Below are 26,439 nucleotides of genomic sequence, written 5' to 3'. Positions count from 1 at the left end.
CTGCATGAAGCAAAAGGAAACGACCATGAAGCTGACTTCCCAACGTTCCGCGCCGGTCACCGGTGGCTTGCTCGCAACCGCGATGGCATTGCTGTTGGCTGCTTGTGGCGGCGCCAGCCCGGACGCACCCGCAGCGCAAGGTGGCGAAGCCAAGGCTGCAGCCGCGACCTCGGCCGCAGCAGCGGAACTGCCGCGCGTGGTCACCGAGAATGGTCGCCATGCCTTGTTCGTCGATGGCAAGCCGTTCCTGATCCTTGGCGCGCAGGTCAACAACTCCAGCAACTACCCGCAGGCGCTGGACGACGTATGGCCGGCCATCGACATCGTCAAGCCGAACACGGTGATGGTGCCGGTAGGCTGGGAGCAGGTGGAAGCCAAGGAGGGCGAGTTCGATTTCGCCTTCGTCGATACCCTGCTGGAGCAGGCCCGCGAAAAGAAAGTGCGGTTGATCCTGCTGTGGTTCGCCACCTGGAAGAACAACGGCCCGAACTACGCGCCGGAGTGGGTGAAGCTGGACAACCAGCGCTTCCCACGCGTGATCACCGCCGATGGCCGCACCCTCAACTCGTTGTCGCCGCATGCACCGGCAACCCTTGAGGCAGACCGCAAGGCCTTCGTGCAGCTGATGCGTCACCTGAAGGCCAAGGACCCGCAGCACACCGTGATCATGGTGCAGCCGCAGAACGAGCCGGGCACCTATGGCAGCGTGCGTGACTTCTCGCCGCTTGCGCAGAAGGATTTCGATGCGGCCGTGCCCGAGGCCTTGCTGAAGAAGCTGGGCAAGCAGCCGGGGACGTGGCGTGACGTGTTTGGTGCCGATGCCGACGAGTTCTTCCATGCCTGGCATATCGCCCATTACATCGACCAGGTCGCTGCCGCCGGCAAGGCGGAATACAACCTGCCGATGCTGGTCAATGCAGCATTGCGCGGCCCGTTCAACCCGGGCCAGCCCGGCCAGTACGCCAGCGGTGGCCCCACCGACAACGTGCTGGACGTGTACAAGGCAGCAGGGCCGAACATCGACCTGCTGGCACCGGACATCTACATGCCCGAGTACACGATGTACACCACGGTGCTGGAGCGCTATTCGCGCGCCGACAATCCGCTGTTCGTCGCCGAGACCGGCAACCGCGAGGAGTACGCGCGTTATTTCTTCTCCGCGTTGGGTCACCAGGCCATCGGCTGGTCGCCGTTCGGCATCGACTACTCCAGGTACTCCAACTATCCACTCGGCGCACGGGCCATGAATCCGGAGACGCTGGAGCCGTTCGCGCTCAACTATCGCCTGGTGGCGCCGGCTGCCGGGGTGATCGCCAAGGCCAGCTTCGAGGGCAAGGTGCGCGCCACCGCCGAGCAGCCAGGGCAGGCCGTGCAGACCCTGAAGATCGACGACAAGTGGAACGCGGTAATCACCTATGGCGTGCCGCAGTTCTGGTTCCAGGGCGAGCCGCCGGGCAACCCCGAGCCGATTGGCCGGGCGCTGGTGGTGCAGTTGGCTGCGGATGAATTCCTGGTCACCGGTGCGCACGCGCGCATCAGCCTGGTGGCGGCCGATCCGGCGGTGGCCGAACGGCAGATCTACCACTCGGTGGATGAAGGCACCTATGTCGACGGCGAGTGGACGTTCCGCCGCCGCTGGAACGGTGACCAGACCGATTACGGCCTCAATTTCTCCAGCGCACCGCAGTTGCTGCGGGTGAAGCTGGCCACGTACTGAGCAGTCGCATACAGCAAGGCGCCAGCCAGGCGCCCCAACGGAGGGAGATCCAATGATGTTGCAGAACAAGCACGCGCGGCTGCGCACCAGCCTGCTGGCACTGGCCGTGGCCGCCGCGATGGCGCCGCTGGCCGCATCGGCACAGACCGTGGAGCGCCAGGCCGATGGCGTGATCGTGCGCCCGGCCGATGCCAAGGCCGCCGATGTGCGCCTGCAGTTGGTGGACGACCGCATCGTGCGTGTCAGCGCGGACGTGGATGGTGATTTCCAGCGCAGCCCCAGCCTGATGCGCGTGGCCAACAGCGCGCCGGTGCCGGCATTCGTGCTCAGCCAGGACGCCAGCGCAGTGACCCTGAAGGCCGCAGGTATCTCCGCGCAGGTAGCCCTGGCCGATGGCCGCGTCAGCTTCTTCGACGCTGCCGGCAAGCCGCTGCTTGCTGAGTCGGCTGCAACGCGTGATTTCAGCGCCGAGCAGGTGGAAGGCAAGCCGATGTACAGCCTGCGCCAGCGCTTCGATTCGGTCGAAGGCGAAGCGCTGTACGGCACCGGCCTGCACCAGCAGGGCTGGATGAACCTCAAGGGTCGCGATGTCGAACTGCTCCAGCACAATATCGACAACGCCATTCCCTACCTGATCTCCAGCCGCAACTACGGCATCCTCTGGGACAACAACTCGATCACCCGCTACGGCGATCCCAAGGGCCTGCGTCCGTTGCAGGAAGACCTGGTGGTCTATGACGCGCAGGGCAAGCCGGGTGCATTCACCGCGACCTATTCGTTCGACGGCAAGCAGCGCGTGGTACGCCGCGAGAACGAGATCAACTACCAGTACATCAAGGACCTGAAGGCGCTGCCCGCGGACGGTTGGAACAAGGCCCAGGGCGGCCGTACCCAGGTGGTGTGGGAAGGCGCCATCGAAGCCAGGCAGGGCGGGCGCCACACGTTCTCGATGTACAACAGCGAGTACGCCAAGGTTTACATCGACGGCAAGCTGGTGATCGATCGCTGGCGGCAGAACTGGAACCCGTGGCACCACGAGTTCGCGCTGGACCTGCAGGCGGGCCAGAAGCACCAGGTGAAGGTGGAATGGGACGCGATCGATCCGGCCTATATCGCGCTGCTGCATCGCGACCCGCTGCCCGCCGCCGAGGCCAATGAGCTTTCGATCTGGTCCGAAGCCGGGCAGATGATCGACTACTACGTGGTTGCCGGCAGCAATGCCGACGAACTGATCGCCGGCTACCGCGAACTGACCGGCAAGGCCGTGCTGCTGCCGAAGTGGTCGTATGGCTTCTGGCAGAGCCGCGAGCGCTACAAGACCCAGGACGAGCTGACTGGTGCGCTGGATGAGTACCGCCGCCGCAAGCTGCCGATCGACGCCATCGTGCTCGACTGGTCGTACTGGCCGGAGGACGCCTGGGGTTCGCACGACTTCGACAGCAAGAACTTCCCGGACCCGACCGGCATGATCAAGCACGTGCACGACCAGAACGCGCAGATCATGATTTCGGTGTGGCCGAAGTTCTACCCGACCACCGCCAACTACAAGGAACTCGACGCCGCCGGTGCCATGTACCACCGCAACGTCGAAGTCGGCGAGCTGGACTGGATCGGCAAGGGCTACCTGAATTCCTTCTACGACCCGTACTCGCAGAAGGGCCGCGACATCTTCTGGCGGCAGGTCAACGAGAAGCTCAACAGCCGTGGCATCGACGCCTGGTGGCTGGACGCCTCCGAGCCGGACCTGCACAGCAATATCGACATCGGCGAGCGCAAGGCGCGCACCACGCCGACCGCGATCGGTTCCTCGGTGGAGTACTTCAACTCGTACCCGCTGGTGCATTCCGAAGGCGTGTACGAAGGCTCGCGCGAGGTCGATCCGGACAAGCGTGTGTTCATCCTCTCGCGTGCCTACTTCGCCGGCCAGCAGCGCGCCGGTGCGGCATTCTGGAGCGGTGACATCGTGCCGCGCTGGGACGACATGCGTGAGCAGATCTCCGGCCTGGTCAATGCCTCGATGGCCGGTGCGCCGAACGTCAGCTTCGACATCGGTGGCTTCGCACCGGAGCAGCGCTTCATCGACAAGGACCCGGCGCACCTGCCGGAGTGGCGCGAGATGAGCCTGCGCTGGTTCCAGTACGGCGCCTTCGTGCCGGTATTCCGCCTGCACGGCCAGTTCCCGTACCGCGAGATATGGGAAATCGCCCCGGAGGGCACGCCGCACTACAACAGCTTCGTGCACTACCTGAAGCTGCGTTACACGCTGCTGCCCTATATCTACACCCTGGCCGGCGATACCTGGCAGAAGGACGGCACCATCCTACGTGCGATGGCGATGGACTTCCCGGCCGACCCCAAGGTGCGTGACATCGCCGACCAGTACCTGTTCGGCCCGGCCTTCCTGGTCGCGCCGGTGACCGAGTTCAAGGCCACCAGCCGCCAGGTCTACCTGCCGGCCGGTACCAGCTGGATCGACTTCAACACCGGCGAACGTCATGCAGGCGGCCAGACCATCACCGCTGCAGCACCGCTGGAGCGCAGCCCGTTGTTCGTGCGTGCCGGCTCCATCGTCCCGCGCACCGTGGTCCAGCAGTACGTCGACGAGCAGCCCAACGCACCGGTCACCATCGAGGTCTATACCGGCGCCGACGGCAGCTTCTCGCTGTACGAGGACAACGGCCGCAACTATGGCTACGAGCGTGGCCAGTCCAGCCGCATCGCGCTGCAGTGGGACCAGGCCAAGGGCGTGCTGAGCATCGGTGCGCGCGAGGGCAGTTACCCGGGCATGCAGGACAAGCGCGAGCTGCGCGTGCGCTGGGTCGATGGCCCGCGTGACGGCATCGGCACGCTGGAGCCCAAGGCCGACGTGGTGGTGCGTTACGACGGCAAGGCGCAGGCCATCACCCGTCCGGCGGCCCGCTGACAGCGGCAGCCGAGTTCGGCATTATGGAAACCGGTGGACATTTGAGTCTGGGAGGGCCGGAATGAACGCTGCAAACGGTCCTGTCCCGGTCGTCGGGATGACCACTGAAAGCGCCGGGCTGGCACAGCCCGGCCGTCGTGCGCTGTTCAAGGGCGCGGCGGCCGCGTTGGCCATCGGCAACCTGCCGCTGGCCGGCATGCTGCAGGCCGCGACGGCGGAAGCCGCGGCGTCGGCCGCCGACCTGCTGTGGTACCGGCAGCCGGCGCGCAGCTGGGTGGAGGCCTTGCCGCTGGGCAATGGCCGGCTTGGCGCGATGGTGTTCGGTGGCGTCGCCAACGAGCGCCTGCAACTCAATGAAGACACGCTCTACGCCGGTGGTCCGTACAGCGCGGTCAACCCGCGTGCGCGCGGCAGCGTGCAGCGCGTGCGTGAGCTGGTCTTCGCCGGTGACTATGCCGCCGCCGAAGCACTGGCCAACGAGACGCTGATCTCGCGGCCGGTCAAACAGATGCCGTACCAGCCGCTGGGCAACCTGTGGCTGGAGTTCCATCGCCTGGAAGGCATCAGCGATTACCGCCGCGAGCTGGACCTGGATGCGGCCATTGCCCGCACCAGCTTCCGCGCCGGTGCCGGCCTGCATCGCCGCGAGGTGTTCATCTCGCCGGTCGATCAATGCCTGGTGTTGCGCTACACCGTGGAAGACGGTGAGCCGATGGGCGGCTTCATCCGCACCGCCAACGAGCACGCAACCAGCACGACCGCCACCGACGATGGTTGGCTGGTCAGCGGCCACAACGTGTCGCGCGACGGTCTGCCCGGCAAGCTGCGTTTTGCGTTCCGTGTGCAGGTACGCCACGTTGGCGGCAAGCTGCGCATCAACACCGATCACATTGCCTTCGACGGCGTGCGTGAGCTGGAACTGCGCCTGGTCGCCGCCACCAGCTACCGCGCCTTCGATGACGTCGGCGGCGATCCGGAAGCGATCACCGCCGCACAGTTGTCCAAGGCCGCAGGCAGAAGCGCCGCGCAGCTGCGCGCCGATCACCTGGCCGAACACCAGCGCCTGTACCGGCGCATGCGCCTGGACCTGGGCCGCACTGTTGCCGCCGCCAAGCCTACCGACGAACGCATCGCGGCCTTTGCCAGCGGTGATGATCCGGCACTGGTCGCGCTGTACCACGCCTATGCCCGTTACCTGTTGATCTGCAGCTCGCGTCCCGGCACCCAGCCGGCCAACCTGCAGGGCATCTGGAACGATCTGATGGACCCGCCGTGGGAGAGCAAGTACACGCTCAACATCAACACGCAGATGAACTATTGGCCGGCCGAAGCGGCGGCCTTGCCCGAATGCGTGGAGCCCTTGCAGCGGATGATCGAGGAGCTGGCCCGCAGCGGCGCGCTCACCGCGCAGCAGATGTATGGCGTTGATGGCTGGGTGGTACACAACAACACCGACCTGTGGCGGGTCAGCACGCCGCCCGATGGCGCGCAGTGGGCACTGTGGCCGACTGGCGGCGCGTGGTTGCTGCAGCAGCTGTGGGACCGCTGGGACTATGGCCGCGACCCGGCTTACCTGCGCCAGGTCTGGCCGCTGTTCAAGGGCGCGGCGCTGTTCTTCGTCAACAGCCTGCAGCGCGATCCCAACACCGGCCACCAGGTCACGGTGCCGTCGATCTCGCCGGAGAACCAGCATCCGCACGGCGCGGCGATCTGCGCCGGGCCGACCATGGATGCGCAGCTGCTGCGCGACCTGTTCGGCCAATGCATCGAAGCCGCTCGCCTGCTCGATACCGATCACGCCTTCGCCGCACAACTGGACACGCTGCGTGCGCAGCTGCCGCCGAACCGGGTCGGCCGCGCCGGCCAGTTGATGGAATGGCAGCAGGATTGGGACATGCAGGCGCCGGAACTGCAGCATCGTCACGTCTCGCATCTGTACGGCCTGCACCCGTCCAGCCAGATCAACCGCCGCGACACCCCCGAGCTCAGCGCCGCCGCACGCCGCACCCTGGAACTGCGCGGTGACGAAGCGACCGGCTGGGGCATCGCCTGGCGCCTGAACCTGTGGGCGCGGCTGGGCGAAGGCCAGCGTTGCCTGCAGATCCTGCGCCTGCTGCTGGCACCGCAGCGCAGCTATCCAAACCTGTTTGACGCACATCCGCCGTTCCAGATCGACGGCAATTTCGGTGGCGCCGCCGGCATCGTCGAGATGCTGGTGCAGAGCTGGGGCGGGGCGCTGTTCCTGCTGCCTGCGCTGCCGGCCGAACTGGCGCAGGGAAGCGTGCACGGCGTGCGTGTGCGCAATGCCGGCGTGCTCGACCTGCAGTGGAGCGCAGGCCGCCTGCAGCAGGTCAGCCTGCTGGCCGAACGCGGCGGCGCCTTCAACCTCGTTTACCAAACCCACGAACTGAAACTGGACCTGCGTGCCGGCCAGCGCATCACCGCGCAGCTGCACGATGGTCAATGGAGTCTTGCATGAGTCACCTTGCTTCCCGTTGGTGCGCGGCATGAGCATCGTCGCCGGTATCGACGCGGGCACGCAGAGCCTGAAAGTCGTGATCTACGACGCCGCGCAACGGCAGTTGCTGGCCACGGCCAGCGCACCACTGCAGCTGCACAGTGCCGATGACGGCAGCCGCGAGCAGGATCCGGCAGCGTGGGTCGCGGCGATGGAGGATTGCTTCGCCCGCATAGACCCGCAGCTGCGCCAGCAGGTGCAGGCGCTGGCGGTGTCGGGCCAGCAGCATGGCTTCGTCGCGTTGGATGCGGACGGCAAGGTGCTGGCGCCGGCCAAGCTGTGGTGCGACACCAGCAGCAGCGCCGAATGCGCACAGATCATGGACGCGGCCGGCGGCGCGCAACGCTGCATCGAACTGGCCGGCAATCCCATCCTTGCCGGCTACACCGCCTCCAAGCTGCCGTGGACGGCCAAACACCGGCCGGAGGCCTACGCAAAGCTGGCGCATATCCTGCTGCCGCACGACTACCTGAACTTCGTGCTGACCGGTCAGTACTACTGCGAGCACGGCGATGCCTCGGGCACCGGCTGGCTGGATGTGCGCACGCGCCAATGGTCGCCGGAACTGCTGAAGGCGACCGATGCCAACCGCGATCTCGCTGCCTGTCTGCCGCCGCTGGTGGACGCCGATGCCCTGTTCGATATCGCGCCCGAAGCTGCAGCACGCCTGGGCCTGCCGACCACCGCAAAGGTTGGCGCAGGCGGCGGTGACAACATGATGGCCGCGATCGGCACCGGCTGCGTTGCGCCGGGCAAGCTGGCAATGAGCCTGGGCACGTCGGGCACCTTGTTTGCCAGTTCCGATGTGCCGGTGGTGGATGCCGATGGCGCATGGGCGGCGTTCTGCTCGTCCAGCGGCGGTTGGTTGCCGCTGATCTGCACGATGAACTGCACCGTGGTCACCGAGCAGGTGGCGCGCATGTTCGGCTTCAGCAGCCGCGACGGCGATGCGCATATCAATGCGACCACGCCGGGCGCAGATGGGCTGGTGATGCTGCCCTTCCTCAATGGCGAGCGCACCCCCGACCTGCCGCTGGGCAAGGGCGTGCTGGCGGGTCTGGACGCCACCACCATGAACCCCTCGCACTTCTACCGCGCGGCGATGGAGGGGGCGACTTATGCACTGAAGTACGGCTTTGACGCCTTCGTCGGTGCCGGCATGCGCTTCGATCGCATCGTGCTGACCGGTGGCGGCAGCAATAGCGCTGCCTGGCGGCAGATGGTCGCCGATGTGTTCGACCTGCCGGTGGAAGTGCCGCAGCAGTCCGAAGGCGCTGCATTCGGTGCCGCCCTGCAGGCGCTGTGGGCATTGCAGCGCAGCGCCGGCAACGACGCATCCCTGGCCACACTCGCGGTCACCCATGTAACCCCCGATGCCGCAGCCACTGCCACGCCCGACGGCGCGCGCAGCGCGGCCTATGCGCTGGCCTACCAGCGCTACCTGCAGCACCTGCACGCCGTCATGCCGCTGTACCGCGGTTGATTCTTTCCCCGTAGTTTGTCGACACAGGAATTCGCACCATGAGCAAGCAGCCCTTCATCGGCGCCACCGAGTATTTCCCCGGCATCGGCCAGATCCCGTTCGAGGGTCGTGACTCCGACAACCCCTTGGCGTTCAAGGTCTATGACGCCGACAAACTGATCGGTGGCAAGAGCATGCGCGAGCACCTGCGCTTCGCCGCCTGTTACTGGCACACCTTCTGCAACGCCGGCGCCGATCCGTTCGGCCCGGGCACGCGCCGCTTCCCGTGGGAGAGGGGCGATGCCATGGCCACCGCCGAGGCCAAGGTCGATGCGGCGTTCGAGTTCTTCACCAAGCTCGGTGTGCCGTACTACTGCTTCCACGACGTCGACATGGCGCCGGACGCCGATGACATCGGCACCTACGAAAAGAATCTCAAGCACGTGGTGGCGCTGGCCAAGCAACGCCAGCAGGCCACCGGCACCAAGCTGCTGTGGGGCACCGCCAACCTGTTCTCGCACCCGCGTTACATGAACGGCGCGGCGACCAACCCGGATTTCAATGTGGTCAGCCGCGCCGCGGTGCAGGTCAAGGCCGCGCTGGAAGCCACGGTTGAACTGGGCGGCGAGCACTTCGTGTTCTGGGGTGGTCGCGAAGGCTATGCCAGCCTGCACAACACCAACATGAAGCGCGAGCTCGAACACTTCGCACGCTTCCTCAGCGCCGCGCGCGACTACGGTCGCAGCATCGGCTTCACCGGCAAATTCTTCATCGAACCCAAGCCAATGGAGCCGATGAAGCACCAGTACGATTTCGACTCGGCAACCGTCGCCGGCTTCCTCAAGGCCAATGGCCTGCAGGACGACTTCATGCTCAACATCGAGGCAAACCACGCCACGCTGTCCGGCCACACCTTCGAGCACGACCTGCAGGTCGCCTCCGATCACGGCCTGCTCGGCAGCATCGATGCCAACCGTGGCAACGCGCAGAACGGCTGGGACACCGACCAGTTCCCGACCGACCTTTACGACACCGTCGGCGCGATGCTGGTGGTGCTGCGCCAGGGCGGCCTGGTCGGTGGCCTGAACTTCGACGCCAAGCCGCGTCGCGAATCCACCGACATGGAAGACCTGTTCATTGCCCACATCGGCGGCATGGATGCGTTCGCGCGCGGTCTGGAAGTGGCCCACGGCCTGCTCAACGACTCGCCGTGGGAACAGTGGCGCGCACAGCGTTACGCCAGCTTCGATGCCGGTGCCGGCAAGGACTTCGCCAGCGGCAAGCTGGGCCTGGCCGAGCTGGCCAGGATCGCGGCCGGCAACGGCGAGCCGGTGCAGGCCAGCGGCAAGCAGGAGCGCTACGAAAACCTGCTCAACCAATACCTGCTGCGCTGAGCATCAGGCCGACGACATAACCAGACAGAGAGGGTGAGGGGATGGGGCAGTCAGCAGCAAACAAGGAAAACACCGCGCTGATCGTATTGATCAGCGTGGTGGCGACGATAGGCGGGTTCCTGTTCGGCTTCGACAGTGGCGTGATCAACGGTACCGTCGATGGCCTGAAGCAGGCCTTTGGTTCCACCGAGGCACAGCTGGGCTTTGAAGTGGCCTCGATGCTGCTGGGCTGTGCGATCGGCGCATTCTTCGCCGGCCGCCTGGCCGATCGGCTGGGCCGGCGTTCGGTGTTGATCATCTCGGCGGTGCTGTTCCTGCTGTCGGCACTTGGTGCCGGCGCGGCGCACAGCTCGCTGGTGTTCATTGCCGCGCGCGTGGTCGGTGGTTTCGCGGTGGGTGCGGCCAGCGTGATGTCGCCGGCTTATATCGCCGAGGTTGCACCGGCGCGTTACCGCGGTCGGCTGGCCACGGTGCAGCAGATCGCAATCATCTCCGGCCTGTTCATCGCCTTCCTCAGCAACTACCTGCTGGCCAAGGCCGCTGGCGCCTCGACCGAGCCGCTGTGGGCCGGCCAGGCGGCATGGCGCTGGATGTTCTGGATGCAGGCGATCCCGTCGCTGCTGTTCCTGCTGCTGTTGTTGTTCATCCCGGAAAGCCCGCGCTTCCTGGTGGTCAAGCGCCGCAAGGACGAAGCACTGGCCGTGCTGACCCGCCTGTTCGGTGCCGAGCAGGCGCAGGCCACGCTGGGCGAGATCGATGCGTCGTTGTCGCAGGACCACCACCGCCCGCAGTTGTCGGACCTGGTCGACAAAGCCACCCGCAAGATCCGCCCGATCGTCTGGGTGGGCATTGGCCTTGCGGTGTTCCAGCAGCTGGTAGGCATCAACGTGGTGTTCTATTACGGCGCGGTGCTGTGGCAGGCGGTTGGCTTCTCCGAGAGCGATGCGCTGCTGATCAATGTGTTGTCCGGCGCGCTCAGCATCGGTGCCTGCATCGTCACCGTGTTGTTGATCGACAAGATCGGCCGCAAGCCGCTGCTGTGGATCGGCTCCAGCGGCATGGCGGTATCGCTGGCGCTGGTGGTCTACGCCTTCGCCAGCGGTTCGATGGTGGAAGGCCACCTGCAGCTGCCCGGTCACATGGGCACGCTGGCGCTGGTTGCAGCCAATGCCTACGTGGTGTTTTTCAACGTGTCCTGGGGCCCGGTGATGTGGGTGATGCTTGGCGAGATGTTCCCCAACCAGATCCGCGGGTCGGCGCTGGCAGTTGCCGGTGCGGCGCAGTGGACGGCCAACTTCATTGTCACCGTGACCTTCCCGATGCTGTTGGCCGGCATTGGTCTGGCATCGACGTACAGCATCTACCTGGTGTCGGCGGTGATCTCGGTGTTCTTTGTTATCAAGTTCGTGCGTGAGACCAAGGGTCGTTCGCTCGAGCAGATGGAGGGTTGAGGATGATGACGTTTTCGACACGCCGCGCTGCCCTGGTTGGCGCGCTGGCAGTGGGTATCGCGGTGCTTGCCGGCTGCAACAGCGGCGACAAGTCTGCACCGCAGGCGGCCACGGCCGATGCCGCGTATGACGGCACGATCCATCCGGAACAGTGGCCGGTGGTGGAATGGCCGCTGGCGGAAGATCCGGCGCTGGAAAAGCGCGTCAACGATCTGCTAGCGACGATGACGCTGGAGGAGAAGGTCGGCCAGCTGGTGCAGGGCGACCTGGCCAGCATCACCCCGGACGATGTGCGCAAGTACCGGCTGGGCTCGATCCTGGCCGGTGGCAGCTCCGACCCGGGTGGCAAGTACAACGCACCGGCAAAGGACTGGTTGAAGGTGGCCGATGATTTCTGGGCCGCCTCGATGGATACCAGCGGCGGTGGCAAGGCCATCCCGCTGCTGTTCGGCATCGATGCGATGCACGGCCAGAGCAATGTGGTGGGCGCCACGTTGTTCCCGCACAACGTTGGCCTGGGTGCAACCCGCAATGCGGAGCTGCAACGCCGCATCGGTGAGATCACCGCCGCCGAAACCCGCGCCACCGGCATGGAGTGGGCGTTCGCGCCGACCGTGGCGGTGCCGCAGGACGTGCGCTGGGGCCGTGCCTATGAAGGCTATTCGGAGAACCCGCAGCTGGTGGCCGAGTTTGCCGCGGCGATGGTTGAAGGCCTGCAGGGCAAGGTCGGCGCGCCGGACTTCCTCGACGACAAGCACGTGATGGTGTCGGTCAAGCACTTCGTCGGCGACGGCGGCACCACCGATGGCAAGGACCAGGGCGATACCGCGGTCAGCGAAGCCGAGCTGCGGGATGTCCACAGCGCCGGTTACGTCACCGCCATCAAGGCCGGTGCGCAGTCGGTGATGGCTTCGTTCAACAGCTTCCACGGGGTCAAGATGCACGGCCACAAGCCGCTGCTGACCGACGTGCTGAAGGGCCGCATGAACTACGGTGGCTTCGTGGTCGGCGACTGGAACGGCCACGGCCAGATTCCCGGATGCAGCACCACCGATTGCCCGGTCACCTATGACGCCGGCCTGGACATGGCGATGGCCACCGACAGCTGGAAGGGCATGTACGAGTCCACCGTTGCGGCGGTGAAGTCGGGCAAGCTTTCGACCGAGCGCCTGGATGATGCCGTGCGTCGCGTGCTGCGGGTGAAGTTCCGCATGAACCTGTTCGATGCACCCAAGCCTTCGGCGCGTGCGTTGGGTGGCAAGTTCGAATTGCTGGGCGCAGCCGAGCACCGTGCGGTCGCCCGTCAGGCCGTTCGCGAATCGCTGGTGCTGCTGAAGAACAACAACGGCATCCTGCCGCTGCGTGCCGACCAGAAGGTGCTGGTGGCCGGTGATGGCGCCAACAACATCGGCAAGCAGGCCGGTGGCTGGACCTTGAACTGGCAGGGTACCGGCACGACACGTGCCGACTTCCCCAACGCCGACACCATCTGGGAAGGCCTGCAGCGTGAGGTCAGTGCGGCGGGTGGCAGCGCCGAGCTGGCGGTCGATGGCAAGTACAAGCACAAGCCGGATGTGGCCGTGGTGGTGTTCGGCGAGGAGCCCTATGCCGAGTTCCAGGGTGACATCCCCAACCTGCTGTACAAGCCGGGCAACGACGCCGACCTGGAACTGCTCAAGCGGCTAAAGAGCGAAGGCATTCCGGTGGTGGCGGTGTTCATCAGCGGCCGCCCGCTGTGGATGAACCGCGAGATCAATGCCGCCGACGCCTTCGTCGCTGCCTGGTTGCCGGGTTCGGAAGGCGCGGGTGTCGCCGATGTGCTGCTGCGCAAGGTCGATGGCAGCATCAACCACGACTTCAAGGGCAAGCTCAGCTTCTCCTGGCCGCGTACCGCCACCGACTCGGCAGTGAACAAGCCCGGTCACAACCCGCTGTACAAGTTCGGCCATGGCCTGAGCTATGCCGACAAGGGCGACGTGGCGGCCTTGCCGGAAGACTCCGGCGTGAGCGGTGAGCAGGCCGGCAGTGGCGTGTACTTCGCCAAGGGCCGCCCGGCGCTGGGCATGGCGCTGCAGTTGTCCAGCGCCTCACAGCCTGACATGCCGGCCACCACCGTGCCGACCGTGCTGGCCGACGGCACGCTGAAGATGACCGCAGTCGATCACAAGGCGCAGGAAGACGCCCGTCGCCTGCAGTGGTCGGGCACGGCATTGGCAAAGTTCGCGCTGATCGCGGCCACGCCGGTCGATGTCACCCGCGAGAGCAATGGCGATGTGCAGCTACAGCTCACCCTGCGTCGTGATGCGGCGGTAAGCGCGCCGCTGACGGTTGGCGTCGGCTGCGGTGCCGGCTGTGCGGCCAAGGTGGATCTGCAATCCACCCTGGCAGCGATCCCGGCAGGCAAGTGGGTCAGCGTTGGCGTGCCGCTCAAGTGCTTTGCTGCTGGCGGTGCGGACCTGTCCAAGCTGCAGCGTGCCGCCGAGCTGGAAAGTGCTGCGGCTGCAGACATATCGGTATCGCGCATCGTTCTTGGCGCTGCCGGTGAGGCTGAGGTAAACGTAGACTGCGCAACACGCTGAAACAGCGAAAGCGCCGGTACGGGAGGGTACCGGCGCACCTGATGATTTGGCCTGTGATGGGTCGGTAGCGAAAGGGCGCAGGGATGACAGCCCGGTCGGTGCACAACAGGGAGTGATGAGATGGGTTTGGGTACGTTGGATATCGCGATCGTACTGGTCTACCTGGCCGGTATCTTCGTCCTTGCGCAATGGGTGTCGCGGGAGAAAGCCGGGCACAGCAAGGACGCCAAGGACTACTTCCTGGCCAGCAAGTCATTGCCGTGGTGGGCGATCGGCGCCTCGTTGATCGCAGCGAATATTTCCGCCGAGCAGATCATCGGCATGTCCGGTTCGGGTTATGCGATCGGTCTGGCGGTGGCCTCGTATGAGTGGATGGCCGCACTGACCCTGTTGATCGTCGGCAAGTGGTTCCTGCCGGTGTTCCTGCGCAATGGCATCTACACCATGCCGCAGTTCCTGGAGCAGCGTTATGGCGCCCGCATCCGCACGGTGATGGCGGTGTTCTGGCTGGGCCTTTACGTGTTCGTCAACGTCACCTCGATCCTGTGGCTGGGTGCGGTGGCGGTGAACCAGGTGACCGGCATCGACCAGATGACCGCGGTGGTGCTGATCGGCGTGTTCGCGCTGCTGTACCAGCTGTACGGCGGGCTCAAGGCAGTGGCACTGACCGACATCGTGCAGGTCACTCTGCTGGTACTGGGTGGCCTGTTCGTTGCCGGGCTGACCCTGAACCAGCTCGGCGATGGCGCCGGCATCATCGCCGGCTTCAACAAACTGTGGCAGGCGCAGCCGGGTCACTTCGAAATGATCCTCAGCAAGGACAATCCCTTCTACAAGGACCTGCCCGGCCTGAGCGTGCTGCTCGGCGGCCTGTGGATCATGAACATCAGTTACTGGGGCTTCAACCAATACATCATCCAGCGTGCGCTGGCGGCCAAAAGTATTGGTGAGGCGCAGAAGGGCGTGCTGTTTGCCGCCTTCCTCAAGCTGCTGATGCCGGTGATCGTGGTATTGCCGGGCATCGCCGCGGTGATGCTGGCACCGAACCTGGACAAGCCGGACCAGGCCTATCCGACGATGATGCGGATGCTGCCGACCGGCGTGCTCGGCCTGGTGTTTGCGGCGTTGGTGGCGGCGATCGTGGCCTCGCTGGCGTCCAAGATCAATTCGGTGGCGACGATTTTCACCTTGGATTTCTACGCCAAGCGCAATCCGGAAGCGGATCAGACCAGGCTGGTGCGGGTGGGGCGCATTGCGGCGGTGGTGGCGGTGGTGCTGGGTATCTTCACTGCCAAGCCGCTGTTGGGCAGCTTTGACCAGGCCTTCCAGTACATCCAGGAATACACCGGCTTTTTCACCCCGGGCATCGTGGTGATCTTCATGCTCGGCCTGTTCTGGAAGCGCGCCAACGAGGCCGGTGCCTTGTCGGCGGCAATTGGTTCGTTCGTGTTGTCGATTGTGTTGAAACTGGCGTGGCCGGCGTTGCCGTTCATTGACCGTGTTGGCCTGGTGTTCCTGCTGGCCTTGGCGTTGGCGGTAGGTGTTTCACTGTTGACCCCGGCGGCGCCGGAGAAGGACATCATCGACACCCGTGATGTGGATTACCGCACGGGTGGTGTGTTCAACACCGGCTCGGTGGCCGTTGTCGCGATTCTGATTGCGCTGTACGCGGTGTTCTGGTGATCTGAGCTCGAGCCCCTCTCCCTCCGGGAGAGGGGTTGGGGAGAGGGTGCGGTGCAAAGCACCTTCCAGAAGCCAGAGCAACGCTTCAGAGCAACGCTTCAGAGCAACGCCCCCCTCATCCCCCCCTATGGGGCGGATGAGGGGGCTTTTGGCGCTTTGCAAGCATTCCGTGCCCAGGTCCGCTACGACTCCCCAGGCTGCAAATTGGAATCCAGCAACTACGAGATCACTGCACGGTGGAAGGCGTCGCCGCCGCAACCCAGGTATCGATCTCACCCGCCTTGAACGGCCCCAGCTTCTGCGCGAGCACGCGCCCCTGCGCATCAACCAGTACGCTGTAAGGCAGTAACCCCTGCGAATTGCCCAGCTTGACGCTGGCATCCTGTGGCCCCGGTGTCTCGATCACGATCGGGTAATACACCGGCACGTTGCCGAGGAAATCCAGCACGGCATCGGGGGTATCCAATGCCAACCCCACCACCTGTGGTCCAGTGTCCGCATGCCGCGTGGCAAACCGCGCCAACTCCGGCATTTCTTCAATACACGGCGCGCACCAGCTGGCCCATACATTGATCAGCAGCGGCTTGCCCTTGAAGCGATCCGGGAACTGTACCGGCATGCCATCCAGATCAGGCAGGGTAAACGAAGGCATCACATCACCGACGCGTACTCCCTGTACCGGCATGGCCGACTTCAGAGGTACTGATGGCGTACTCATCGAAGGCACCACTACCGTGATGGGCTGGCTCAACCATGCACCGGCAGACAGCCCGGCTGCTGCTGCGATACCTGCTACCCACCAAACGACGCGGCGCATCAGCGCGCCGCGCGCAGCAGCGCTTCTTCGGCGGTGGCCTGGGTCAGTACGGTCGGCAGCACGCGCGGTGGTGCGCCCGGCCCATACACCACATACAGCGGAACGCCGACCGCCTTGTGCTGTTCGAGGAAGGCGCTGATCTGCGGATCCACATTGGTCCAGTCGCCGTGCATGTACACCGCATTTACCCGCTTGAGTGTGTCGCGGAACTTGTCGCGGTTCAGCACATTGCGTTCATTGGCCTTGCAGGTGACACACCAGTCGGCGGTCATGTTGACGAACACCACCCGGTTGTCGGCGCGCAGGCGGTCCAGCATCTGCGGCGAGTAGGACACGGTGCCTTCGCTGGCGGCCGCCGCGCCCGGCGGTGGCAGGCGGGTCACGCCCCACACCGGGACCAGGGCCAACAGTGCAATCACCGCGCCCAGCACCATGCCGATCGTGCGGCTATGCCAGCGGCTGCGTTCAAACCACCACAGGCCCAAGGCCAACAGGGTCATGCCGATCAGCATCAGGCCCATCGCATCGATGCCACGTTGCTTGCCCAGCACCCACAACAGCCAGATGGCGGTGAGGTACATCGGGAACGCCATCACGTGCTTGAAGGTTTCCATCCAAGCGCCTGGCTTGGGTAGGCGCTTGGCCAGTGCCGGTACAAAGCCAATCAACAGGAACGGCAGGGCCAGACCCAGGCCCAATGCGAGGAATACCAGCATCGCCAAGGCCGGCGGTGCGGTGAAGGCGTAGGCCAGTGCTGGGCCCATGAACGGCGCGATGCAGGGGCTGGCGACCACACAGGCGAGTACGCCAGTAAAGAAGTCCCCGCTGGGACCGCTGCGCTTGGCCAGGTTCTGGCCCAGTTGGCCAGCGCTGCCGCCAAGGGTGAACAGCCCGGACAGGCTCAGGCCAACAGCAAACATCAGGTACACCAGGGCAGCGATGAACCACGGGTGCTGCAGCTGGAAGCCCCAGCCGGCGGCTTGCCCGGCAGCGCGCAGCGCCAGCACCAGTCCGCCGACCGCAGCAAACGCCACCAGTACGCCGGCCGTATACCAGAGCGCATGGTTGCGGGCGCGCTGGCGGCTCTCGCCACTCTGCGCAACGCCCAGCACCTTCAGCGACAGAATCGGCAGGACGCAGGGCATCAGATTGAGGATCAGGCCACCGGCCAGCGCCAGCAGCAGGATCCACAGCAGCGAGCCATTGCCGGCAGTATCGGCTGGTGGTTGGCTGCGGCGGGTGTTGTCGGCCGATGCGTCCGGCGCGGCCTCGGCCAGGCTGGCGGCCTCGGCCGCCGGACGTACAACAAGCGGCTGCGGTGCCGGCGGATTGGCCGGGTCGATCAGCGGCATCGGCGGAACTTCGCCCTTTTTGCCGGCCGGCAACGGCTGGATCACCAACGGGGCGACGGCCAGCTCTTCTTTTTCTTTCGAGGAAATCTTGCCGACGGGCAGCGACAACCGCACCCGGCGGGTCATCGGTGGATAGCAGATGCCGTCGGTCTGGCAGCCCTGGAAGGTGACAACCAGGGTGGCCGGGGTAGCATCGGGCTTGTCGCGGCGTAGCGGCAACGGCACATCGACCTGGTCGAAATACACCACCACATTGCCGAAGTGTTCGTCGCGGTAAGGCTTGCCTGCCGGCCATTGCGGGCGCCCTGCGCGCACGCCATCGGCGCCTTCCAGCGCCAGCGAGGTGCGGTCGCGGTACAGGTAATAGCCCGGTGCCGGCGAGAAGCGCAGCAGCAGGCGGTTACCGTTGTCGACGATGGCCTCGAAGCCGAAGGCTTTTTCCGATGGCAGCGGCAGGCCTTGCACGGCGGGGGCGCCGGGCAGGTTGAGGCCGCCGCTGTTGCCGGCCAGTGGGTTGAAGATGGGGGCAGCGGACGGTGCGACGGCGGCAACCACCGGTGCGGCACCGCCTGCGGCGGGCAGCTTTACTTCGATGCTGCGCTTCTGTGGCGGGTAACACACGCCGGCATCGGCACAGCCCTGGTAGCGGACTTCGAGGGTGACGCTGGTGGCGCCTGCGTCGGCGGTGCCTGGCAGGATCGAGCGCAGCTGGCGGTGGTAGGTCTCCACATCGCCAAAGAATTCGTCGTGCTTCTTCTCGCCTTGCGGCATCTGCAGCGCACCGGCAGTGAAACCGGGGCCGGCCTTGACGCTGGTGCGGTGGTGGTACAGGTAGTAACCCGGGGCGATGTCCCAGCGTAGCTCGATGCGATCGCGGCTGGGGGCCTCGGCGCGCAGGGCAAAGGCCTGGTCCACCGGCAGCAGGTCTTTTTCATTGATGGCCAGCGCCGGCAGGGCGGCCAGGGAAAGCAGGCAGAAAGCGGCAAATTGTCGCAACAGCATCATTAATCAGGTTTCCTCCCGGGTCTGCGCCCGGATCCAGTCCAGATACGCCGGCAAGCCGGCGCTGGGGGAGATCGCCACGATCTCCGGCAATTCGTAGGGGTGGTGCAGCCTGATCGCGGCGCTCAATGCATCCAACCGATCAGCACAGGTTTTGATGATCAGCTGAACCTCTTCAGCTTGTTCAATCTGCCCCTGCCAGCGGTACACAGACCGCATCGCAGGCAACAAGTTCACACAGGCAGCCAAACGCCGCTCTACCAGGTGGTGAGCCAATGCCTGCGCGGTTTGACCGTCGGGGCAGGTGCAGAAGACCAGTCTTACGTCCATCCGGCCATTGTGGCAGAAGCGCTTGAGGCGTTTTCGGATGGAAGTGTTGACATCGTTGTCACCGATTGTATATTGCCGTCGATCACAGTTTCACCTGTTCTTCATCTGACGAAAGATGAAGGCCATTTCTTACGAAGTGCCATTCCACAACGGATGCACCTGTTCGCAAGGCTCTACAGGGGGGCGTATGCAACAACGCAACAATCGAGGCTTCACGCTGATCGAGCTGATGATCGTCGTGGCGATCATCGCCATCCTGGCCACGATCGCATTGCCGCTGTATTCGGATTACGCATTGCGCGCCAAGATCCGTACAGCGCAGAGCGATTTGATGGCGTTGTCCAGTACGGTCGAGAACCACCGTCAGCGCACGCTGGGCTATCCGGCCACCGACGCAGCGGCCAAGAAAGGCTGGAGCGCGGGGACCAAGGCCGGCCAGTTCACCTACAGCTACACGGCCAGCAGCGGCGGTTACGAGCTGAAGGCGGTTGCCGGTAGTGCGTTGGGCAAGGCCCGTGGTTGCACCTTGAAGCTCGATTCCGGCAATGGACGCACGGTTTCGGGCAGCTGTGCCGGTGTGAGTGACTGGCCATGAGCCGGCGCGCCATGGGTTTTTCACTGGTCGAGTTGATGGTGACCCTGGCGGTAATGGCGGTGCTGGCGCTGGCAGGCATGCCGTTCGCACGGGAGTGGATCGACAGCAACCGGCAGATGCAGGCCCGCAATCTGCTGTGGGAGGCGGTTGCACAGACCCGTTCGTTGGCGCTGCGCAACCCGGAACACGTCACCGGTGCAGGCACCTCGGCGCGCCTGCAGCGCAGTGAGCGGAACCTGCAGGTACTGCGTGGCGATGGCAACGAAGTGCTGTGGCAGGGCGAGTTGCCGCGTGGTGGCGAATACCGACTGGCCGGGGGCAGCGACTACGCCGATGCCGAGCAACTGCAAGCCTCGGCGGATCTGCTGTCCTGTGTGGCCTTCGACAACCGCGGCCAACGCCTGCCGGATGCGGCCAGTTGCAGCAGTGGGCCCAGCCATTCGCGCATAGCCATTGGCATGAACAGCCAGGATCCGCTCTATGTCGATCTGCTTTGATCCAGCACGCCGCCAGCGCGGCGACATCATGCTCGAGGCTCTGGTCGGGGTGCTGATCACCAGCATCATCGGTGCCGGCCTGGCCCATGTTGTGGCCAACGTGATGAACAGCCAGCGCGATGCCAAGGTGGAGAACCTGATGGTCGAGCGCCTGCGTGACAGTCTGCACGGCCAAGGCATAGGCCTGTGTGGCAGCAACACGCTGCAAATCAGCTTGCCCAACGGTACTACCAAAGACGCCGCAGTCAGTTGCGAGGCGACAACGGCCACGCTGGCCATGGCAGGCGTGGCGCGCACGGTAGACGCACCGCAGCGGGTGGACCTGAAAGTGGCGGCCGGTGATATCGGCAGCAAGGGCGGCAGCGAGAACGACCCCGATCTGCTTGTGTCCACGAGGCAATGAGCATGCACACACACAGCGCCCAGCGGCCAGGCCGCCAGCAGCAACGCGGACAGAGCCTGATCAGCATGATGGTGGGTCTGGTGATCTCGTTGATCACCATTGCCGCGATGATGACGCTGTACAAAACCATGATCGAAGTTTCCAGCAACGCCTCGCGTTCGGCATTGCGCGATGGTCAGGTGTCGGCGGCGTTGTTGTCGGCGCAGATGGACCTGCAGAGCGCGGGTTTCGGCGTGCCTGCGGCTGAGAGCCTGGACAGCAAATTGCATGTGCGCGAAGCGGGCAAGGCGCTGGTCTGGCGTTACAAGGCCGAACTCAGCGCCAGCGGTTATGTCTGCTCGGGCCTGCATCTGGTCGACGGTGAAGGCCTGTATCGGTTCACCCCCAAGGCCTGCAGCGATGCCGCGGCAGCCACATGGAACAGCAATGAGCGACGCCTGCTTGCGGGTAGTGCGGCGTTCTTCACTCCGATGCAGAAGGACGGCAGTGCCTTTGCCTCGGGTGAGCAGGAAGTGGGTGCGATGAGCTTGGCGCCAGGCTATGTGTTTTCGCTCAAGGGCCAGCGCCAATGCCTGCCTTACATGCAACAGGATTTCAGTACCACCCCTACTGCCGCCGTTGGGCAGCAACTGGCGTTGGAGCGCAGTGATGGCAGCAGCCATCTGTTCCTGGCCTGCCTGCCCAATCTTGCAGTGACCAGCTGATGCATAAGGAGCGTGTACGCATGGACAGGAATCGCTTTTCCGCTTTCAAGCGGCAGCGCGGTGTAGCCACGCTGCTGATCGTCCTGATGGTTGGCCTTGCGGTATCGGTCACTGTTGCCGCAACCATTTATTCGCTGCGTGGTACCCAGTCGCAGCAGCTCACAACCCATTCGGCCACCGCCGCGCAAGCTGCGGCCTGGCGTGGCGTGGAGGCGCTGCGTCTATACCTGCTGCAGGTGGAAACCGGCGTATGGCCGGGCTGGGTAGGCAACGACGCCAAGCCGGTCAGTGGTATGGAAGCGCTGGGCGTGCGCGCTGCAACAGTCACGTCGGTGGAGGCTGCGGGCAGCGACCACTACCGGGTCAGCGCCCAGGTTGTCGGCATGGCCGGCGTCGGCAGTGCGTTGACCACCGCCACGGTGGAAGTGATCTATGACGTGGTGCCAGGCAACGGCACGCCGGGCATACCGCCGGTGTGCGCATCCATGCCCAAGGCGCCGATGGTGTTCAACGGCAATCTGGAATACAGCGGTGGCAAGCTTGATGTCACCAACACGGTTGATTACGAGAACATCGTTGTTGCCGGCAACCTCACGATTGGTGGCGGCTCCACTGCGCGCATCTCCGGCTGTGTCAAAGGCAAGGTCGACATGACCGGCGGTGGCATCACCGACAACGGTCATCTGTACTCGGAAGGCGATATCGAAATCAATGGCATGGGCAACCCCAGCGGTACCACGCTGTGGGCGCGCAACGTCAAGATCGGCAATGGCGTCAGCGGCGGCAATTACAACGCGATCAAGGCCGGTGCCTATGCAGTTGCCGTTTACTCCGGCACCCAGATGATCGGCACTGCCGAAGTCGGTGGCCGCTTGATTGCTTCGACCGTGACCGGCGGCACGCCGTGGGTTACCGGGACCGTGGCGCCGTTCAACAGCGGCCATGTGGTGATCACGCTGACCGACAACAGTCAGTACCTGTTGGATTTCGGCAAGCAGGACAGCGCCGGCCAACCGCTGTTGAGGGTTGATCCCGCCACTGGCCTGGTAACGGGTACGGCCAGTGCCGAGCAACTGAAGGGCGCCGACGATGTCAGCCTGCCGGATGCGCTGAGCTTCCGCTCAAGCCGTATTGCCGGTGGCACGGTCGGGCTTGCAACGCTTACCGTGGGCCAGCTATGGGGCTACAACGTCACGGTGTCCGGCTGGAGCGGCAAGTACGAAACGCTGTGGGCCAGTGGCAACATTGCCTTGACCTCGGGTACGGTCAAGAACCTGCTCGGCGGCGGCGACATGACGGTCAACGACGTCAAGGTGACCGGGTCGGGCCTGCTGGCCGGAAGCCTCAACCCTCCAGTAACCAACGTGCAGGCCAAGCAGACAGGCACCAGTCCGGGCCTGCCCGGCATCCCCTACTGCGAAGCACGGGTGAAGCCGGTAGATGCCGACAACTTCCTCGGCATGGCCAACTACGCTTTCACTACGGTTGATGGCGCGCCACAGCTGACCATCCGCAACGTCAAGCGCGCCAACGGCGACTCCATCGATGGCGTGTACCCGTTGAAGAGTCCCAATGCGGCGCAGCTGGCGATCCTGCAGGAGCTGATGACCTGCAACAACACCAATGACAAGGGCTGCCTGAAGGTCCGCCAGAACGATGGCAGCTGGCTGTTGCATGGGGTCAGCAAGATGCCGGCCGGCGTGCTGTGGTTTGACCAGTCGGTGAAGATCGATGGCACCAGCACCGATTTCCTCAACACCGTGGTGGTGCGCGGCTGCAGTGACCCGAGCCAGGCCAACTGTGGTGGCAATATCACCCTCACCGGCGCCGGTCACCGCGACCTCGTCGCCCCGAATTTCGCTGGCGCAGCCAGGGTCTGCGGTGGCGATTTCTATCCGGCCAACCTATGCGCCAGCCGCTCGCAGTTCGTGGAGTGGGAGGGGCCGGGTGCAGATGGCAAGCCGCAGACCTATCAGGGCTTGCCGATCGGCAACACCACCATCATCGCCGAAGGCGCGGCCGATATTGCTGGCTGGGAGCTTCGTGGCAGCGTGATGCTGGGCAAACAGCTGTCGACCAGCGGTGCCACCGTGACCATTCACGGCAGCTTGACGGTAGGCAGCAACCAGACCGCCGACACCAAGATCTCTGCTGGCGGTATCTCGGTTGATGTTCCCAGTGGTGGTGGCTTGAACCTGCTCCCGGTCTGCAGCACCGGCAGTGGCGGGCTGCCTGCAAGCCCGGCCAGCGCCTCGGTGCAATGGTCGCGGTACCTGTGATATTCCAAAAAAAGTAGTTCAGCCCGCAGTCTGGGCGGCTCTCTCTTGGCATGGCGTGTCCCGCAATCCCCCGGGGCGCGCCATTTTTTTTGCGGTCGGGCGAACTGTGTTCACCCTCAGCGACCACCCGGTGTCATTCGCGGCGGGCATCGACGATACCGGAGCTGGCAACGGCCGGGGGGCGAAGGCCGGTGCGTTCGCAGCGGCAAACGCCAGACCCTGATGGCGGAAATGATCAATTTGCCGGCCGGCCCTTGAAAGGCCCCCAGCCAGCCCCATCTCCCAAACAAGCCCGCACGACGGGCCTTTTTACGCGTGATGCCGGCGTCCCTCTGTTTCCCCGTCGGTGTCGCCGGAATTTCAGGCCAATCAATTACTTAAGAGGTCCTTCATGAGCATCAAGCCGCTTCACGACCGCGTTGTGGTCAAGCCGATCGAAGCCGACGAAATCTCCGCCGGCGGCATCCTGATCCCGGATTCGGCCAAGGAAAAGTCCACCAAGGGTGAAGTCGTGGCCGTGGGCCCGGGCAAGCCGCTGGACAACGGTTCGGTGCGTACCCCGTCGCTGAAGGTTGGCGACAAGGTCATTTACGGCCAGTACGCCGGTTCGTCCTACAAGGCCGAAGGCGTTGAGTACAAGGTGCTGCGCGAAGACGACGTCCTCGCCATCATCGGCTGATTGCCTTTGTAGCGGTGAATCGTGATGCCGGAATTGGCATAGGCGCCTGGCGCCGACCTTTCCCCGGTCCCTGAAACACCGCTGCTGATCTATCTCTCTCCTATTCCCCTATCCCCATTCCCGAGGTTTCAAAGCTATGGCTGCCAAGGATATTCGTTTCGGTGAAGACGCCCGTTCGCGCATGGTGCGCGGCGTCAACGTTCTCGCCAATGCCGTCAAGGCAACCCTGGGCCCGAAGGGCCGCAACGTCGTGCTCGAGAAGAGCTTCGGCGCCCCGACCATCACCAAGGACGGCGTGTCCGTCGCCAAGGAAATCGAACTGGCTGACAAGTTCGAGAACATGGGCGCGCAGATGGTGAAGGAAGTTGCTTCGCGCACCAACGACGACGCTGGCGACGGCACCACCACCGCCACCGTGCTGGCCCAGGCCCTGATCCGTGAAGGCGCCAAGGCCGTTGCTGCCGGCATGAACCCGATGGACCTGAAGCGCGGTATCGACAAGGCCGTGATCGCCGCCGTCGCCGAGCTGAAGAACATCTCCCAGCCCACCGCTGACGACAAGGCCATTGCCCAGGTCGGCACCATCTCGGCCAACTCGGACGAGTCGATCGGCAACATCATTGCCGAAGCGATGAAGAAGGTTGGCAAGGAAGGCGTGATCACCGTTGAAGAAGGCTCGGGCCTGGAAAACGAGCTGGACGTCGTCGAAGGCATGCAGTTCGACCGCGGCTACCTGTCCCCGTACTTCATCAACAACCAGCAGTCGCAGACCGCTGACCTGGAAGACCCGTACATCCTGCTGCACGACAAGAAGATCTCCAACGTGCGTGACCTGCTGCCGGTGCTGGAAGGCGTCGCCAAGGCAGGCAAGCCGCTGCTGATCATCGCCGAAGATATCGAAGGCGAAGCGCTGGCGACCCTGGTGGTCAACACCATCCGTGGCATCGTCAAGGTCGTTGCCGTCAAGGCACCGGGCTTCGGCGACCGTCGCAAGGCGATGCTGGAAGACATGGCCGTGCTGACCGGCGGCACCGTGATCTCCGAAGAAGTTGGCCTGTCGCTGGAAAAGGCCACCATCAAGGACCTGGGCCGCGCCAAGAAGGTGCAGGTTTCCAAGGAAAACACCACCGTCATCGACGGCGCTGGCGACGTTGCCGGCATCGAGTCGCGCGTCAAGCAGATCAAGACCCAGATCGAAGAAACCTCTTCGGACTACGATCGCGAGAAGCTGCAGGAACGCGTTGCCAAGCTGGCCGGCGGCGTTGCCGTGATCAAGGTCGGTGCATCGACCGAAATCGAAATGAAGGAAAAGAAGGATCGCGTTGACGACGCCCTGCACGCTACCCGCGCTGCCGTCGAAGAAGGCGTGGTCCCGGGCGGCGGCGTTGCGCTGGTGCGCGCTGTCACCGCTCTGGCCGGCCTGAAGGGCAACAACGAAGACCAGAACCACGGCATCCAGATCGCCTTGCGCGCGATGGAAGCCCCGCTGCGCGAAATCGTTGCCAACGCCGGTGAAGAGCCGTCGGTCATCGTCAACAAGGTCAAGGAAGGCACTGGCAGCTTCGGCTACAACGCCGCGTCCGGCGAATTCGGCGACATGCTGGAATTCGGCATCCTGGATCCGACCAAGGTGACCCGTTCGGCACTGCAGAACGCAGCCTCGATCGCTGGCCTGATGATCACCACCGAAGCCATGGTTGCCGAAGCTCCGAAGAAGGACGAGCCGGCCATGGGCGGCGGCGGTATGGGCGGCATGGGTGGCATGGGCGGTATGGACTTCTAAGTCCGCCGCAGCCTCACCGCTGCTTGCAGTACACAAAACCCCGCCGAAAGGCGGGGTTTTGTTTTGTTTCGCTCCCTCCCTTGCGCCGAAGGCGTAGGGGAGGGTTGGGGAGGGGTTGGCTCTTGAGGCCTTTCAAGCATTGCCAGCTTCGAGGCCTACGCCGCTCCCACAAGTCAGCCCAATCCGTAGTGGGGGGGGGGCGGGGGGGGCCGGGGGAGTTTAGATCTGGAACAAGACGCGCGGAACAGGGGGCGACAGCGAGAAGGGGGTG

The 26,439-nt window shown here is 64.6% G+C and carries 18 protein-coding genes; 15 read left to right on the top strand and 3 right to left on the bottom strand.

Translation table 11 applies throughout. From position 1 onward, the window contains the following. The first annotated feature begins 25 nt into the window (after nt 1-25). From ACVOL0_RS01490 to ACVOL0_RS01455, 8 genes are all read left to right on the top strand, one after another. Entirely contained in the window at nt 26-1,717 is a 1,692-nt protein-coding gene (locus ACVOL0_RS01490) for a DUF5597 domain-containing protein (RefSeq protein WP_481547574.1), read from the top strand. Between the two features lie 52 nt (nt 1,718-1,769). Further along, nucleotides 1,770-4,640, top strand: a complete 2,871-nt coding sequence (locus tag ACVOL0_RS01485; RefSeq protein WP_481547573.1) for a TIM-barrel domain-containing protein — start codon at nt 1,770-1,772, stop codon at nt 4,638-4,640. A 97-nt stretch (nt 4,641-4,737) separates the two neighbouring features. Then, entirely contained in the window at nt 4,738-7,119 is a 2,382-nt protein-coding gene (locus ACVOL0_RS01480) for a glycoside hydrolase family 95 protein (protein WP_481547629.1), read from the top strand. A 28-nt stretch (nt 7,120-7,147) separates the two neighbouring features. Beyond that, nucleotides 7,148-8,641, top strand: a complete 1,494-nt coding sequence (xylB, locus tag ACVOL0_RS01475; protein ID WP_481547572.1) for a xylulokinase — start codon at nt 7,148-7,150, stop codon at nt 8,639-8,641. Nucleotides 8,642-8,679: 38 nt separating this feature from the next. Continuing rightward, nucleotides 8,680-10,014 carry a xylose isomerase gene (xylA, locus tag ACVOL0_RS01470; protein ID WP_481547571.1) on the top strand — a complete coding sequence of 445 codons (1,335 nt, stop codon included), beginning with the start codon at nt 8,680-8,682 and terminating at the stop codon, nt 10,012-10,014. A 41-nt stretch (nt 10,015-10,055) separates the two neighbouring features. After that, nucleotides 10,056-11,465, top strand: a complete 1,410-nt coding sequence (locus ACVOL0_RS01465; RefSeq protein ID WP_481547570.1) for a sugar porter family MFS transporter — start codon at nt 10,056-10,058, stop codon at nt 11,463-11,465. A gap of 2 nt (nt 11,466-11,467) precedes the next feature. Then, the gene (locus ACVOL0_RS01460; protein ID WP_481547569.1) at nt 11,468-14,044 is read left to right on the top strand and encodes a glycoside hydrolase family 3 protein; all 2,577 of its coding nucleotides are present in this window, start codon (nt 11,468-11,470) and stop codon (nt 14,042-14,044) included. A 120-nt stretch (nt 14,045-14,164) separates the two neighbouring features. Next, nucleotides 14,165-15,727, top strand: coding sequence for a sodium/sugar symporter (locus ACVOL0_RS01455; RefSeq protein WP_481547568.1), 1,563 nt, complete (start codon nt 14,165-14,167; stop codon nt 15,725-15,727). A gap of 226 nt (nt 15,728-15,953) precedes the next feature. On the opposite strand, the gene ACVOL0_RS01450 is transcribed toward ACVOL0_RS01455, so the two are convergent. From ACVOL0_RS01450 to cutA, 3 genes are read right to left on the bottom strand one after another with little or no spacing between them, the layout of a single operon-like run. Further along, entirely contained in the window at nt 15,954-16,544 is a 591-nt protein-coding gene (locus ACVOL0_RS01450; RefSeq protein ID WP_481547567.1) for a TlpA family protein disulfide reductase, read from the bottom strand. Further along, nucleotides 16,544-18,901, bottom strand: a complete 2,358-nt coding sequence (locus tag ACVOL0_RS01445) for a protein-disulfide reductase DsbD family protein (protein WP_481547566.1) — start codon at nt 18,899-18,901, stop codon at nt 16,544-16,546. Before ACVOL0_RS01445 ends, ACVOL0_RS01450 begins: the two co-directional genes overlap by 1 nt. Nucleotides 18,902-18,904: 3 nt before the next feature. Further along, entirely contained in the window at nt 18,905-19,228 is a 324-nt protein-coding gene (gene cutA / locus ACVOL0_RS01440; RefSeq protein ID WP_481547565.1) for a divalent-cation tolerance protein CutA, read from the bottom strand. A gap of 187 nt (nt 19,229-19,415) precedes the next feature. Between cutA and ACVOL0_RS01435 the strand changes: the two genes are divergently transcribed. From ACVOL0_RS01435 to groL, 7 genes are all read left to right on the top strand, one after another. After that, a complete protein-coding gene (locus ACVOL0_RS01435) occupies nt 19,416-19,823 on the top strand; it encodes a type IV pilin protein (RefSeq protein ID WP_481547564.1) in 408 nt (135 codons plus the stop codon). Next, on the top strand, nt 19,820-20,320 hold the full coding sequence (locus ACVOL0_RS01430; RefSeq protein ID WP_481547563.1) for a pilus assembly FimT family protein: 501 nt from the start codon (nt 19,820-19,822) through the stop codon (nt 20,318-20,320). The genes ACVOL0_RS01435 and ACVOL0_RS01430 overlap by 4 nt, the downstream gene beginning before the upstream one ends. After that, on the top strand, nt 20,304-20,723 hold the full coding sequence (locus tag ACVOL0_RS01425; protein ID WP_481547562.1) for a hypothetical protein: 420 nt from the start codon (nt 20,304-20,306) through the stop codon (nt 20,721-20,723). The genes ACVOL0_RS01430 and ACVOL0_RS01425 overlap by 17 nt, the downstream gene beginning before the upstream one ends. Before the next feature lie 2 nt (nt 20,724-20,725). Then, a complete protein-coding gene (locus ACVOL0_RS01420; protein WP_481547561.1) occupies nt 20,726-21,427 on the top strand; it encodes a PilW family protein in 702 nt (233 codons plus the stop codon). Between the two features lie 20 nt (nt 21,428-21,447). Then, a complete protein-coding gene (locus ACVOL0_RS01415) occupies nt 21,448-23,706 on the top strand; it encodes a hypothetical protein (protein ID WP_481547560.1) in 2,259 nt (752 codons plus the stop codon). A 391-nt stretch (nt 23,707-24,097) separates the two neighbouring features. After that, nucleotides 24,098-24,385, top strand: a complete 288-nt coding sequence (locus tag ACVOL0_RS01410; RefSeq protein WP_481547559.1) for a co-chaperone GroES — start codon at nt 24,098-24,100, stop codon at nt 24,383-24,385. A gap of 136 nt (nt 24,386-24,521) precedes the next feature. Next, the gene (gene groL, locus ACVOL0_RS01405) at nt 24,522-26,168 is read left to right on the top strand and encodes a chaperonin GroEL (protein WP_481547558.1); all 1,647 of its coding nucleotides are present in this window, start codon (nt 24,522-24,524) and stop codon (nt 26,166-26,168) included. Nucleotides 26,169-26,439: the final 271 nt, after the last annotated feature.

The organism is Stenotrophomonas sp. STEN021 (genome assembly GCF_056760175.1).
The sequence above is the reverse complement of the archived record's forward strand: the minus strand, read 5'-3'. Positions and strand labels throughout refer to the sequence as shown.

What these genes read in the sequence shown, in the direction of transcription:
- ACVOL0_RS01460 (WP_481547569.1), top strand. Translation starts at nt 11,468, where the DNA reads ATGATGACGTTTTCGACACGCCGCGCTGCCCTGGTTGGCGCGCTGGCA.
- ACVOL0_RS01415 (WP_481547560.1), top strand. Translation starts at nt 21,448, where the DNA reads ATGGACAGGAATCGCTTTTCCGCTTTCAAGCGGCAGCGCGGTGTAGCC.
- cutA (WP_481547565.1), bottom strand. Translation starts at nt 19,228, where the DNA reads ATGGACGTAAGACTGGTCTTCTGCACCTGCCCCGACGGTCAAACCGCG.
- ACVOL0_RS01450 (WP_481547567.1), bottom strand. Translation starts at nt 16,544, where the DNA reads ATGCGCCGCGTCGTTTGGTGGGTAGCAGGTATCGCAGCAGCAGCCGGG.
- xylB (WP_481547572.1), top strand. Translation starts at nt 7,148, where the DNA reads ATGAGCATCGTCGCCGGTATCGACGCGGGCACGCAGAGCCTGAAAGTC.
- ACVOL0_RS01425 (WP_481547562.1), top strand. Translation starts at nt 20,304, where the DNA reads ATGTCGATCTGCTTTGATCCAGCACGCCGCCAGCGCGGCGACATCATG.
- ACVOL0_RS01465 (WP_481547570.1), top strand. Translation starts at nt 10,056, where the DNA reads ATGGGGCAGTCAGCAGCAAACAAGGAAAACACCGCGCTGATCGTATTG.
- ACVOL0_RS01430 (WP_481547563.1), top strand. Translation starts at nt 19,820, where the DNA reads ATGAGCCGGCGCGCCATGGGTTTTTCACTGGTCGAGTTGATGGTGACC.
- ACVOL0_RS01410 (WP_481547559.1), top strand. Translation starts at nt 24,098, where the DNA reads ATGAGCATCAAGCCGCTTCACGACCGCGTTGTGGTCAAGCCGATCGAA.
- ACVOL0_RS01480 (WP_481547629.1), top strand. Translation starts at nt 4,738, where the DNA reads ATGACCACTGAAAGCGCCGGGCTGGCACAGCCCGGCCGTCGTGCGCTG.
- ACVOL0_RS01490 (WP_481547574.1), top strand. Translation starts at nt 26, where the DNA reads ATGAAGCTGACTTCCCAACGTTCCGCGCCGGTCACCGGTGGCTTGCTC.
- ACVOL0_RS01445 (WP_481547566.1), bottom strand. Translation starts at nt 18,901, where the DNA reads ATGATGCTGTTGCGACAATTTGCCGCTTTCTGCCTGCTTTCCCTGGCC.
- ACVOL0_RS01420 (WP_481547561.1), top strand. Translation starts at nt 20,726, where the DNA reads ATGCACACACACAGCGCCCAGCGGCCAGGCCGCCAGCAGCAACGCGGA.
- ACVOL0_RS01435 (WP_481547564.1), top strand. Translation starts at nt 19,416, where the DNA reads ATGCAACAACGCAACAATCGAGGCTTCACGCTGATCGAGCTGATGATC.
- xylA (WP_481547571.1), top strand. Translation starts at nt 8,680, where the DNA reads ATGAGCAAGCAGCCCTTCATCGGCGCCACCGAGTATTTCCCCGGCATC.
- ACVOL0_RS01455 (WP_481547568.1), top strand. Translation starts at nt 14,165, where the DNA reads ATGGGTTTGGGTACGTTGGATATCGCGATCGTACTGGTCTACCTGGCC.
- groL (WP_481547558.1), top strand. Translation starts at nt 24,522, where the DNA reads ATGGCTGCCAAGGATATTCGTTTCGGTGAAGACGCCCGTTCGCGCATG.
- ACVOL0_RS01485 (WP_481547573.1), top strand. Translation starts at nt 1,770, where the DNA reads ATGATGTTGCAGAACAAGCACGCGCGGCTGCGCACCAGCCTGCTGGCA.